Here is a 12,919-nt window from a genome sequence, read left to right as displayed (position 1 = left end):
AATGTAAAAAATTCAATGGCCGCCCAATGTGGGTTTTCAAAAAGTTTCCGTCTTAACTAACACCAGCCCAATTGCTGCCGTGTAACCAGACCGAAACCAGGAGAATCCATGTCCAACGCAAAGCATTGCAAACCCGTCTCAGCCGGCAAAATCCGGCGCCATGCAGCCAAAGCCGCCTTGCTCGCGGCGTTGATCTCGCAAACCGCCCACGGCGATGCCGCCGGCAAACAGCATTTCGACATCCCTGCCCAGTCGTTGAATCAGGCCTTGCTGATGTTCGGCAGGCAAAGCCAGCAACAACTGATGTATGGCACCGACATTGCCGACAACCTGCGCAGCCGTAACTTGCAAGGCGACTACACCGCCGACGAAGCGATCAGGATTTTATTGGGCGATGCGCCGTTGCAAGCGGTGACGACCGGCGAAGGGGCTATCACCTTGCAGCCGCGTCCGGCGGAACTGCAAAACAATCTCGGGCCACAGACCATGCCGGCGGTGCAGGTGGTAGGGAAGGCGGCTTATGATGCCACCGATCCTTATAATCCGGATTACCGTTTGCCCAATGCTTCTACAGCGACTAAGACTGATACGCCGATTATGGAGACGCCGTTCTCGGTACAGGTGGTGCCGAAACAGGTACTGGAAGATCAGCAGGTAGTGCGTTTGGATCAAGCAGTACGCAACGTCGCCGGTGTTAATACCAGTTCGTTAAATCAAGGGACCACCGACGGATTCATTATTCGCGGATTTCAAAACAATATTACTTATCGAGACGGCATGTTGTTGCCAACCATTTTGGGTGGCGGAACAACCAAGCGCGAGATGGCCAATCTTGAACGAGTAGAGGTGCTGAAAGGTCCGGGATCGATATTGTTTGGCCGTTCCGAACCGGGTGGAATCATTAATATGGTCACCAAGCAACCGCTGGCAACGCCATACTATTCGCTGCAGCAGCAATTCGGTTCTTACGACTTTTACCGAACCACAATTGATGCCACCGCGCCGCTAACCAATGACGATACCTTGCTGTACCGGTTGAACCTGTCGTACGAGAACGCGGGATCGTTCCGTGATTTTGTCGACAATGAGCGCGTGTTCATTGCGCCGGTCTTAAAATGGAATATCAGTGAGCGCACGCAAGCGACGTTTGAATTGGAATACCAACACTTTGACGAAACCAATGATCCAGGAATTACAAATATTGGCACTCGTCCAGCCAATGTACCGATTAATACCGCTTTGCACGAGCCTCTCCTGAGTAAAAACAAAGGGGACAGGGTATTAGTTGGGTTTAATTGGGCGCATGAGTTTAATGACAACTGGAAAATTAGCCATCGGTTTAACTATGAAAATTATAATTTCAGCACCATGTCTTTATTTTTTGGTGCCGCCAGTAATAACGGGGATGTTGACAGGTTTTTGAATCTTGGGCCGGAAAATGACTCCGGTCGATATTTTAATAGCTTAAATTTGTCCGGCAAAATTGATACAGCTGGCGCGCACCATCAGCTTCTGCTTGGGTTTGATCATTTTATAATTGATGATAAATTTGTTGGCAACTGCTGCCAATCCGCACCAAGTTATAATATTTTTAGTCCGTCATATTTAGCCAATGTGCCGGTGTTGGATTCCGCAAATTCATTTAAAGGCAGCTATACCCAAGACTGGTACGGTTTATATATTCAAGATCAAATTGAGTTGCCTTACCATCTACATGCATTGGCCGGAGTTCGATACGACAGCGCTCAGGGCTCGGATAACATACTTGGCAAGGTGACTTCCGATGAAGATTATCTGAGTCCAAGAGGGGGATTACTCTGGCATCCTATGAAGTGGTTATCGGTATACGGAAGTTACACTGAAAACTTCGGCCCCTCCAGCACTTTGTTAAGATCGGACGGTTTAAGGCTGCCCCCACAAACCGCACAACAGTGGGAAACCGGCATCAAAACCGAGTTTTTTGACGGACGATTAAGCAGTACGATTTCCTATTTTGATCTAACGAAACAAAATATCCGTGTTGCCGGCACTCAGGCACCGCTATTTCTCCCACGTGCCGCCGGCGAAGCGGAAAGTCGCGGCATCGAGTTCGAGTTATCCGGCGAGATAATGCCCGGCTGGAATATGATTGCCGCATACGCCTACACGCCTTTCGCAAAAATCACCAAAGACAATGACAGTAACGGCGGCCCGGCTAATACCGGAAAGCGGTTGTTTCTCGCCCCCGAACATTCAGGTAGTTTTTGGAATACCTACGAATTTCAAACAGGTTCTTTACACGGTTTAAAGTTTGGAGCCGGGGTATCTGGTGTGGATCAGCGTCAGGGCGATGCGGATAATTCTTTTCAATTGCCTGGATATATGACAGTGGGTTTGCTAGCTAGCTATCAAATGAAGATTGGAAAAACTAAACTCACCACGCAAATCAATGCCGATAACTTATTGGATAAAGGCTATTACGCGGGCACTAACAGCGGCAACTTTATCGCAATCGGTGCACCGAGAAGTTTTATGGGGTCGATTCGTCTTGAGTATTAATTCAGCATTTTATGTTTATGTTGATACCGGCAAGAAAACATCGCCGAAAGTTCTGGTTGTTGCTGCATCGTTACTTGGGTTTGTTTGCCGGGGCCATATTCGTGATTATCGGTTTGACCGGCAGTATTTTGGCTTTTGGTCATGAGCTGGACGAGTGGCTGAACGCGGATGTCAGGGCCGTTAGCCGGCAAGCGTCCACTGGCCGGGCGCCACTGGACGCCATCGTCGCGGCGGGCATCAAAGCTCTGCCGACCGGCGCGAAAGCCATCAATCTGGATTATCCGCGGTATGATGGTTTAGCGTTTGCGCTCTGGTTTGAGCAAACTTCGTCTGGCCGGGATTATCCGGAACGCCACCAAATCTTCATCGATCCCTACCGCGCGCAAGTTACCGGCCAACGTCTGCTAATCGATTTTCACAGGATTTGGCGCGATCCGCTGCTGGATTTCGTATTGCGGCTGCATTACTCGCTGGGTTTCGGCGAAAACGGCATGACACTGGTTGGCTGGGTGGGCCTTGCGATGTTGTTTTCGGTACTGGCGGGGTTGATCGTCTGGTGGCCGCTAACCGGCAAGTTTCGCTCGGCATTGACATTAAAACCTAAAACCAGCCGTGAGCGCTTGGTTTACGACTGGCACAAGATATGTGGTGTCTACGGCAGCATCGTTTTGCTCGTGATCGTCGCGACTGGCATTTATCTGGAATTTCCCAGTTATGGCCGAGGCTTGGTTGGTTTATTCTCACAGGTTGCCTCGCCGTGGCCGGAATATGCCAGCCGACCGCCGCAGAATCTCGACACTCCCAAAACCATCAGCTTGTCCGAACTGGAACAGATCGTTGACGCAAATTGCCCCGAGGGCGACTTTCGTTACATCGTGTTCCCAAACGATGCAACCGGCAGTTACGAAGTTGGTAAACGAGCGCCCGGTGAACCGAATCGGCTTCAAGCGCAACGGCGGATTTGGATCGATCAATATAGTGGTGAGGTTCTGGCGTTACGGGACCGATCCTCACAATCCAGTGGTGATGTGTTTGTCGAATGGCTTTATCCATTACATACAGGTGAGGCATTTGGCCTAACCGGGCAGTTAATCATTCTACTAATAGGCTTCGTGCCCTTGTTGCTGTATGTCACCGGTGTAATACGTTGGCTGCAGAAACGCCGCGTCAAGCGCTTGGAGGGAGGCAGATGCCGCTAGGGCGCCCACGTACCTATAGGTGATTTACCGCGTACTTTGAGCTGGCGTATATACAGTCCCCAATCTTGTTTACAACAATCCATTGCGGCCAAGTCCGCGACAGTTAGCCTGTGTAGGGCATTATTTTTGCCGGCCGGTATGGACTTTAAGCCTAGTAGTCTGGCGTGAATGGTGTTTTGCGATTCGCGAAAGCTTCGTTAGCTTGGGCGTCAACCAAAATGCTTTGCCCTCAAGGCTGTTAGCTTGATGCGAAAGGCTATCGTGGCTCGGGTCCAAGCTTAATTGCCTTGAACGCAAGGCTTTTAGCTCGATTCGCAAGGCTATATTGGCCCGCTCGCAAGCCTAAAAGCCTGGCGAGGATAGCAAAACACCGCGTGCGCAAGCTTAGTTGCCTTGCGCGCGAGGCTTTGAGCTTAATTCGCAAGGCTATGTAGGTTCACGCGCAAGCTTTTATGCCTGGCGAGGATAGCGAAAAACTTTGTGAGTGAGTCTTAATACCTTGCGCACAAGGCTAAAAGCCATAACGGTATACCAATGTGCATTGGCGATTAGATCACGTTGGGCAAATCCCTGGCGCCATGAATGACGCGAACTATCTGCACGCCATCGGTTAGGGTTCTGTAAAGGATAAGGTATTTGCCCGATATAAAATACCGTAGCTCGGGCGCAATATCGGGGCGGTAACGACCCATCTGGGGATTGTCTGCCAGCATGATGAAACGCTGTTCCATATCATCCAATACTCTATCAGCCGCGAGGGGATTATCTTGGGCAATGTAGAGCCATATCTCAATTAAATCCTCTTCGGATTGAGCAGTACGCTGGACGCTACCCATGGATAGTTTGCCGTACTATTTAGTGGATGATGCAAGGCGTTTTCTGGCCTCCATCTTAACGGCATCCATATCGGTAAATGTTCCAGAGCCGCTATCAATACCTGTCTGCCAAAGACTTTTCAGTTCTTGAAGTTCACTTTGTTGCAACAACCGTTTAGTTTTCCAGTCACGCAATGCTTCACGAATGAGTTCGCTGGAGCTGGCGTATTCACCGCTTTCAACACATTGCCGCACAATAGTCGCCATTTCGGGTGTTAAAGCGATAGATATTTTTTCGACGTTGGCCATATTTATTACCTCCAGCGATGATGGTAGTAATGTCTCACACTATCTGCAAATGATTCTTGAGCAACTACCGATTTTGGGTTCTGGTCTGCAACCTAAGCTCTGTTGGCTAGATCCATACGCTAATTCCTCGCAAGTTTGGATGGTGCGAATAGTACCAAGCCCTCAATAGATCGAGTTTTAGCAAATTCCCTTTGTGCTTCTTACGAATTTACGCTATAGGTTTAGGCTTGTAGCTGCCAGTACTGGCGGATAGGATATTCTTAGACGTGATACCGACTTAGCTCAGGAAATGACCAATGAACCTAGCCGAAACTATTTATAAACACAGTTTAAATCTCCCGGAATCGGCTGCTCGCGAAGCCTTGGATTTTATCGAGTTTCTGGAGCAACGTTATTCAATGGATCAGCCGCAAACAGAGCAGAAGAACGATACAGCGGCCTTTCTGGCTGCATTGGCTGGTGGTTTAAGCGAAGATTTTCCAGATGATATTAGTGATGCCGATTTAGGAACTGACACACTCAGAGAGACTTGGGACTGATGGCTTATTTATTGGATACCAATGCTGCCATTGCACTGTTGAAGGAAAATCCAAACTTGCTTAATCATGTCCGTCACGTAGGTAGGACATCATTAAAACTGTGTGCGCCTGTCGAAGCAGAGTTGTGGTTCGGTGTGGCAAAAAGCGTTCGGCAAGAACAAAATCGCTCCCGCCTGCTTACGTTATTAGAATGGGTACCAAGCTTACCCTTTGCAGGCCCGGCAACACAGCGTTTTGGTGAGATTCGGGCCTTTTTGGTTAGTCAAGGGACACCCATAGGCCCGTATGATTTGCAGATTGCCGCTATCGCTGTTGCCAATGACTTAACGGTTATAACGAATAATACCCGGGAATTTCAGCGGGTGCCGGGTCTCAAATTAGAGGATTGGCTGTCGTGACGAACCGGCTCAAAGTTTAAGGCTGGCCTTTAAATACAACAATGCCAACAGTAAATACACCACAAAACTCAAACCCAACAGCCAGGGCTTGCCTTTAGGTCTGGCCCATGCCGGCAAATGCGGCGGCAGCATTTTGTGGTTGATCAGATACAACGCCACAGGAAACATGATGGTGCCGCCGAAGCCGATGATAGCGCTGGTTAAAATCAGCGGGCCGGGGGCGTCGAGTTGCATGGTCAGCGAGGTGATGACGGTCAGCAAGCCCAAAAAAATGTAATACCAGCGTCGGGCCGGCAGACGGCGGCTTTTCGGAAACAAGGTCAAAATAATATCGGTCTGAATCCGGCTGACGGCGTCGGCGGTGGCCAGCCAGGTGTCGGTTAAAAACGCTGCCGCCACCACCAAAAACAGTAAGCGGCCGATTTCGCCCCAACTCACTGCAAAAAACTGGCTTTGCACCACCGCCAGTTCGTATTCCTGCGGTAGCAAACCTTTGGGAAACAACAGCGCATAAGCCAGCAGGCAGGTCATCAGCGTGGTGAACAGATTGCCGACAATCCCAACCAATATGTCCGCGCTTAAAAATCGCCGCCAGGTCGACCAGTTTTTTGCGCTTTCCGCTTCGTCAGCAGGCAGAAAACCGTCGCTCAATACCGCTTCTTCCGCACCGCCCAAGCCGGTGATGCGACCCACCAGGCCGGCCATGCCGGCGCCTTTGTCGCGTAACCAGTACGAATAAAACAAAATCCAGAAGCCACCGAGGCCGGCGAAGGTGATAGCCGTTAGTAATTTGCTGGCATCGCCGCTGTCCCAGGGTCGCGGCATGTCGCCGACCGGGCCGAGCAGGCCCATGCTGAATTCCGGCAACGCCTTTATCACATCGCTTTGCAAGCATGCGGATAACAGCCCGACCACGGTGACCACCGCGACCAGTTTCATGAAGCGTTCTATCAGCGTATAAACCACGCCGCTGGCGAGAATAGCGGAAACGAACACCGCAATCGAGGTGTAGCCCCAAAACAGGCTTTGCCCGCGTTGCGTCCAGCCAGTCGGCCAGTGGGTCAGTTCCGCCATTGCGGTGCCGCCGGCCGAAGCAAACGCACCGAACCACAAGAACGACACGGTCATCAGCAGCCACAGAAAGATCCCAAAGCCGCGATGCAAACGAATAAATCCGTGGAAAATGCTTTCGCCGGTCAGCATGGTGTAACGGCCAATTTCCAGGTTCAACGGATATTGCAGCAAACAGGCCGGGACTAGCAGCCATAAAAAGGTCAGGCCGTATTTGGCAATCATGTAAGGCCACCAGATCAACTCGCCGCTGCCTTGCGCTAGCGCCATCCACACCACGCCGGGCCCAAGCGCCGCCCACCAACCGGGGAAGGCTGGGACACTTTGGCGGGGGAGGGATTGCAAGTCGGTATTGTTCATGGTTTGCAAAAATGAAAGCTTTGTTGGAAAAGCCGCCATTTCCGCAAATTTGCTTGGATTTGGCAAATCCGGTTAACAACAGGGGCGTTACTGGTGGAAATGGGAAAACCAGGGGGGGTCAGCGTTTCTTGGAAATTTGTTTGGGTGAGACGCCAAAATGTTTACTAAAAGCCAGGCTGAAGTTGCTGGTGTGCCTGTAACCCACCATCTCTGCCACCAAGCTGACGGGTTGCCGAGTCGACGCCAATGCGCGATAAGCATGCTGCATTCTGATCTCGGTCACTACGCCATAAGGAGAGTTATTAAAATAATGTTGGAACAGATTTTTTAACTTGAATGGAGTGATGCCCAGGGTTTTTGCCAGGTTTTCCAGTGAGGGTGGATCTTGGTAATGTAGTTCGAGGATCTCGCGGGCTTGGTCAGCCATGTGTCGGCTGGCTCGGTCGAATCTGGAATAAGCGTATTTTTCAGGTCGGCACAGTCCGTTAAGTTCGTTAGCCAGTATCGTCATGACATGGCCGTTTAAGGTTAGCGGTGCTAAAGGGGCGCTGAGGTCACATCCCAGTAATTGCCGGGCAGAAATCATGCTTTGAGTATGGCTTGGCCGGCTGCTTAACAGTTGCAAGGCATTGTTCCGGAAGAAAAATGCCGATTCGTTTTCGCCCAAATAACGGTCCATCCAGCGCTTGCCGATTGAAAAACGCAGTTGCTTTATAGGCTGATTTGCTTGGTACCGGCGTTCGCCGTGACTGCTGTCGAAACTGGTAATCGTGGTATGGCCTGCGCTGAATGTCAGCTCCTGCTTGTCGCTGTCGATGAAGCGGGTGTGACCGGTTATCCCAAGCGTTACTACCAGGCGTGGTTCGCCGAAATCGATTTTGCTGGTGATCGCCAGATCGTGCAGGGGGTGATAGGTCGTTTCTATGTAACTCAGGGACGGATCGAGCTGAAAAATTAGCGATCTGCCCTCGCCAAGCTGAGAAGGTAAGGATTGACGCCAGCAATGTTGTTGCTGACCGGGTTGCATAGATAATTCGTCACTGTGCAGCCTTTTGTATCCTGCCTTTTTTCTGTCGGTCATGTCGTGAAATGTCCTTGGCCTGGAAAATTTGCCCACCTCTTTTGGGCATACGACTTACTTTTACAATAATTTGTGACATAACACTAATTTTTAGCATAAATCGGTTTGAATCGGTCTGCTTTACCGGACGAATTGGATGCGTGTTTTTTCTTATCTTGTTGTTTTATATGTTTTACTAAATCGGTGGCATAAGGATTGATAGGTAGTTTTGGGTTGCTTCCCTACTTAAGCCTCAGATTGCGCGGAATCGCAATCAGCAGGAATGATTAGGGGTAATTCGCCAATTACAAAATAACTATCAAGATTTTCGAGAGGACAAGATGAAAAACTATAAATACCTGCTGTTAGCCGCAACGCTGGGGCTATCTACACAAGTTCAAGCCGCACCAGGTTGTAGCGCCGCTAATTTGAACGGCAGCTATGTGCTGTATCAAAACAGCGTAGCGCTGGCTAATCTGCATACCGGACGGTGTGAAATTACGGTTCTTAACGGCGTCGTCGGCGGTTCATGCGCATTCACTACCACGCAAAGCGGAGTGATTACCCCTGGTTTCGCCGGCCCGGTCAGCGGTACCGCCACCATGAACACCGATTGCTCGGCCGTGGCACAATTAGATTTTTCGCCGGCGCCGAATGTCACCGTGCAATCATTCTTTGATTTGCAATTTACCCCGGACAAACAATCGTTTATCGGGCAATGGACCAATAATTTCGGCTTATTGGGCACCTCCTCCGGCACCCGTTTCTCGCCGTTCCTGCCCTCCACACCCGCGCAATAAGGCCTGCTGATTATGACAACTAAATCTATAAAGCTGGCCTTGGCGGTTGCGGCCGCGTTATTGGCGCCCGGCGCTAACGCGGCGGTTTACAATTTTGTGCAAACCGGTTTTGACGACGGGGCGACCATTTCCGGTAGTTTTACCGTGAATGACGCCAATCACTCCGGGCAAATTAACGTGGGAAGCGCCAATTTCGGGATGAATTTCAATGAAATCTCGGCGTTTTCTTTGTCGTTCTCGGGTAACTCTATCGTCGCTGCGTTTACTCATAACCTGGCTGATTTGTCGGCGATGGTCTACAACCTCAACAGCCCGTATCTCGGCGACGAGATTAACGGCGCGCAACAAGAACTGATCGCCACCAATTACTTTGGCACCACTGGCTTTGATTATTACAGCGGCATGGGCTTTGGCGGTTTCGGCGGCGCGGTATTCGATAAAGCCAACAATGCAACATCTTACAGCTACGAATTGGTGTCGGTAACGCCAGCCGCCGTGCCGGTTCCTGGCGCAGTTTGGTTGTTTGGATCGATGCTGGCCGGGTTTATCGGTATGAAGCAGCGCAAAGCCTGATAGCCGGTTGCAAGGCTTGGTTAGCAAAAACGCCCGTTAAGGGCGTTTTTTTGACTGCCCGTTTCTTAGTGATGTGGGTGGCAATCAATTCGCAACGGTCAGGCGGTTTTTTGCAGCTTTTTCAAAATGCTTTTGCTGATCCGTTCCACAAAGTCTTCGGGATTTTCGTAGTCATGCTCCCGGATAAACTCCACGACCGATGTCACCAATTTTTTGGTGTCGGTGATTTCCTGGTGCGATCTGCCGCAACCGCCGCAGTGGGTGCCTTCGGATGTGCATTGGTCGATACAAGGTTGGTATTTCATAGAGTGTTCTCAAAGGTTAATGACTAATGGTGATTATTGTAAGTGGCGGCAGTGAGTTACCGCAAAACTTAACGCTAACATTGGGTCTTTCGATTCTGATGTTTGGCAAATTGCTGTTTACGTTGTTTTGATTACTGTGGTCATGGCAGCATAAGTTATTGAAATTCATCAAATATTAAGTTAAATAACATAGTTCAATAACTTGAATTAAATAATTCTAATATTACAATATAGTTTGCTTTAATTTGTTATAGCTAATTGACCGCTTCAGGCTTCCGGCTGTAGTCAATCATAAAAACTGTTTCGACATTTCACAGAATTCCAGCTTTTTTGATGGTTTCAAGGGCGGAAAGGTCTTGATGATCTTGGTAGGGAGCAATAGCAAATTGACGTTATTTTTGACTTTCGAAAGGCGAATTATGAAAAAAATCTGCACAGACAATCAACAAACGGTCCGGCACGTCCCCTCGTCAGTAACAACAGGTCTCGGCTTATTGGGTTTGTTGGCGACTGGCATGCTGCCTCTCGGCTTTAGCTCGGCGGTTAGCGCCGATGACACAATCGAAAACTCCCTGGCTGATGAAGTGGTACTGGAAAAAGTCATCGTCACCGACAAGTTTCCCGGGGTAAAGGCCTTAAACGCTTCAGACATGGAAGCGGATATTCTCACCAGCAAGCGCGCGGCGGTTAGTGACACCGCTAAACTCCTGGAAGACACGCCGGGGGTGAGTTTATACGGTGCCGGCGGTGTGTCCAGTTTGCCGGTGATCCACGGTTTGAACGATGATCGGGTGAAAATCGACATCAACGGTATGACGCTGACCTCGGCTTGCGCCAACCACATGAATCCGCCGTTGTCGTATATTGATCGCAGCAATATCGGCAAGATCACCATCTTGACCGGTGTTACCCCGGTGAGCTTGGGCGGCGACAGTATCGGCGGCACGATTTCCGTGCAAACGCCCGATCCGGTATTTGCCGAGCCGGGCAAGGATATTTTGCTGGACGGCAGCGTATCCTCGTTTTACCGCAGCAACGGCGACGCCTTTGGCGGCAGCATCGCTGCCGGCGTGGCGACGCAAAACGTGCGATTGGACTATACCGGTTCGCACACCGAGAGCATGAATTACAACGACGGCAACGGCCAGATCGTCAAATCCACGGCTTACGAAAACCAAAACCACTCGGCGGCTTTATCCTTCAAAACCGACAAACATCTGGTGGTGATTCGCGGCGGTCAGCAGCATATACCGTTCCAGGGCTTCCCGAATCAGCGGATGGATTTGACCAACAACGACAGCATTTTCGGCAACATCATGCACAAAGGCAGTTTCGACTGGGGTTCGCTGGAGAGCAAATTCTATTTCGAAAGCACCCAGCACAGCATGGATATTGGCGAGGACAAACACAGCCAGTTTCTGGATGGCACGGCCAGCGGTGGCACCTTTGCACCACCCAACGATCAGATGCCGATGGAAACCCGCGGCCGCAACCTGGGGTATAAAATTCAGGCGGAAATTCCCTTCAACAAACGCGACACTTTCCGGATCGGCAACGAATATCACAGCAACAAAATCAACGATTACTGGCCGGCGGTACACACCAACACCAGCATTGCCGCCAATAACACCGACGCCCGCAGCGCGTATTGGATGATGGCGCCGGAGGCGTATTTAAATATCAACAACGGCGAACGCGACCGGGTGGGATTTTTTGGCGAGTGGGAAGCCAATTGGGACGCCAAATGGCGCAGCTTGTTGGGTCTACGTTATGATCACACCACCACCAATACCGGTGAGGTTCAACCCTACAACCCCGATTTGATCAACACCGGCGCGGCTCGTACGGTGGATAGAGCCGGGGCGATTACCGCGCTAAATGCCGCCAATGATTTCAACGCCCGCGACCGCGAGCGTAGCAACGACACCTTTGATGTCACGGCGTTGGTGCAATTCACCCCCAACGACATGAGCCAATACGAATTGGGCTATGCCCGGAAAAATCGCGCGCCTAATTTATACGAGCGCTATGTCTGGGGCGCGCGCAATATGGATATGGCGATGATCGGCTGGCATGGCGATGGCAACGGCTACGTCGGCAATATGGATTTAACCGAGGAAACCGCGCACACCGTCAGCTTGACCGCCGCATTCCACGAACCGAAAAACAATCTGTGGGAACTGAATGTCACGCCGTATTTTACCTACGTGAACAACTTTATCGATGCCGACCGCTGCGTCAGTGCTTCCAATGCGGCGGCCAGCGGTTGCAAAGCCACACCGCAAACCGCCACCAACAGCTTCGTCTATCTGCAATATGCCAATCACGACGCCCGGCTGTGGGGGATGGATGTATCCGGCCGGACACGGATTTACAAAGACCCAACCGTCGGTGAGTTTGCCGCACATACCACGATGAGTTACGTGCGTGGCGAGCGCATGGATGGCGGCAATCTCTATCACATGATGCCGTTCAACATGAAGCTGAGCTTGGATCACCGTTTGAGCAGCTGGCAAAGCGCGATAGAAATGCAATTTGTTGACGGCAAGGACGACGTGCAGGCCATCCGCAACGAAACCGAGACTGCGGCTTATATCCTGTTAAATGCCAGAACCGGCTACGAATGGGGCAAAGTGCGTTTTGATGTGGGTTTGGATAACGTGCTGGATAAGCAGTATTACCATCCGTTGGCAGGCGCCTATCTGGGCGACCGCTACGGCATGAATCCAACCGCAGCGGCCAATGTCACGGTGCCATGGGGCAGAAACATCGCCGGCATGGGCCGCTCGGCGTTTGTGGGCTTGACGATCAAGTTTTAATGCTGAGTTTGAGACTTAGTGGAAATTGATTGAACGAAGCTATTTGATTGTTGTGTCACGACCCAGGCGGGTTTTGACACAATGATTGAAAAATACCGGCTTTGGTCTGGCAGAAATTGTGAAAGTTTTCGGT

13 protein-coding genes are annotated in these 12,919 nt (G+C 50.6%); 7 read left to right on the top strand and 6 right to left on the bottom strand.

All coding sequences use genetic code 11. The features are described from left to right. Nucleotides 1–138: 138 nt before the first annotated feature. Nucleotides 139–351: a hypothetical protein gene (locus tag DDY07_RS24085; protein WP_253734464.1), complete on the bottom strand. Its 213-nt coding sequence runs from the start codon at nt 349–351 to the stop codon at nt 139–141. On the opposite strand from DDY07_RS24085, the gene DDY07_RS10590 reads away from it, so the two are divergent. Further along, nucleotides 346–2,538, top strand: coding sequence for a TonB-dependent siderophore receptor (locus DDY07_RS10590; protein ID WP_253734463.1), 2,193 nt, complete (start codon nt 346–348; stop codon nt 2,536–2,538). The two genes, DDY07_RS24085 and DDY07_RS10590, sit on opposite strands and share 6 nt — an antisense overlap. Nucleotides 2,539–2,549: 11 nt before the next feature. After that, nucleotides 2,550–3,737: a PepSY domain-containing protein gene (locus DDY07_RS10585; protein ID WP_253734462.1), complete on the top strand. Its 1,188-nt coding sequence runs from the start codon at nt 2,550–2,552 to the stop codon at nt 3,735–3,737. A gap of 548 nt (nt 3,738–4,285) precedes the next feature. Here DDY07_RS10585 and DDY07_RS10580 read toward each other — a convergent pair. Continuing rightward, nucleotides 4,286–4,573 carry a type II toxin-antitoxin system RelE/ParE family toxin gene (locus DDY07_RS10580; RefSeq protein ID WP_171695857.1) on the bottom strand — a complete coding sequence of 96 codons (288 nt, stop codon included), beginning with the start codon at nt 4,571–4,573 and terminating at the stop codon, nt 4,286–4,288. Between the two features lie 15 nt (nt 4,574–4,588). Continuing rightward, nucleotides 4,589–4,861 carry a type II toxin-antitoxin system ParD family antitoxin gene (locus DDY07_RS10575; protein ID WP_171695856.1) on the bottom strand — a complete coding sequence of 91 codons (273 nt, stop codon included), beginning with the start codon at nt 4,859–4,861 and terminating at the stop codon, nt 4,589–4,591. A 296-nt stretch (nt 4,862–5,157) separates the two neighbouring features. Here DDY07_RS10575 and DDY07_RS10570 point away from each other — a divergent pair, with 296 nt between their 5' ends. Together DDY07_RS10570 and DDY07_RS10565 are read left to right on the top strand one after the other, a co-directional pair. After that, complete coding sequence (locus DDY07_RS10570; RefSeq protein WP_033155290.1) at nt 5,158–5,400, top strand: DUF2281 domain-containing protein; 243 nt, start codon at nt 5,158–5,160, stop codon at nt 5,398–5,400. Then, nucleotides 5,400–5,798, top strand: a complete 399-nt coding sequence (locus tag DDY07_RS10565) for a type II toxin-antitoxin system VapC family toxin (protein ID WP_171695855.1) — start codon at nt 5,400–5,402, stop codon at nt 5,796–5,798. The genes DDY07_RS10570 and DDY07_RS10565 overlap by 1 nt, the downstream gene beginning before the upstream one ends. Before the next feature lie 9 nt (nt 5,799–5,807). Here the strand turns inward: DDY07_RS10565 and DDY07_RS10560 are convergent, their stop codons facing one another. Continuing rightward, nucleotides 5,808–7,229, bottom strand: a complete 1,422-nt coding sequence (locus DDY07_RS10560; protein ID WP_253734461.1) for an Nramp family divalent metal transporter — start codon at nt 7,227–7,229, stop codon at nt 5,808–5,810. Nucleotides 7,230–7,347: 118 nt separating this feature from the next. After that, nucleotides 7,348–8,310, bottom strand: coding sequence for a helix-turn-helix transcriptional regulator (locus DDY07_RS10555; RefSeq protein WP_171695854.1), 963 nt, complete (start codon nt 8,308–8,310; stop codon nt 7,348–7,350). A 320-nt stretch (nt 8,311–8,630) separates the two neighbouring features. Between DDY07_RS10555 and DDY07_RS10550 the strand changes: the two genes are divergently transcribed. Beyond that, nucleotides 8,631–9,089, top strand: coding sequence for a hypothetical protein (locus DDY07_RS10550; protein WP_101055302.1), 459 nt, complete (start codon nt 8,631–8,633; stop codon nt 9,087–9,089). Nucleotides 9,090–9,101: 12 nt separating this feature from the next. After that, the gene (locus DDY07_RS23875; protein WP_033155286.1) at nt 9,102–9,662 is read left to right on the top strand and encodes a hypothetical protein; all 561 of its coding nucleotides are present in this window, start codon (nt 9,102–9,104) and stop codon (nt 9,660–9,662) included. A gap of 98 nt (nt 9,663–9,760) precedes the next feature. On the opposite strand, the gene DDY07_RS10540 is transcribed toward DDY07_RS23875, so the two are convergent. Further along, entirely contained in the window at nt 9,761–9,967 is a 207-nt protein-coding gene (locus DDY07_RS10540) for a DUF1289 domain-containing protein (protein ID WP_033155285.1), read from the bottom strand. Between the two features lie 419 nt (nt 9,968–10,386). On the opposite strand from DDY07_RS10540, the gene DDY07_RS10535 reads away from it, so the two are divergent. Beyond that, nucleotides 10,387–12,786, top strand: coding sequence for a TonB-dependent siderophore receptor (locus tag DDY07_RS10535; protein WP_253734460.1), 2,400 nt, complete (start codon nt 10,387–10,389; stop codon nt 12,784–12,786). Nucleotides 12,787–12,919 lie beyond the last annotated feature (133 nt).

This window comes from Methylomonas sp. ZR1 (genome assembly GCF_013141865.1).
Lineage (GTDB): Bacteria > Pseudomonadota > Gammaproteobacteria > Methylococcales > Methylomonadaceae > Methylomonas.
Note: the sequence above shows the minus strand (reverse complement) of the source record. Positions and strands in the feature narration are given on the sequence as shown.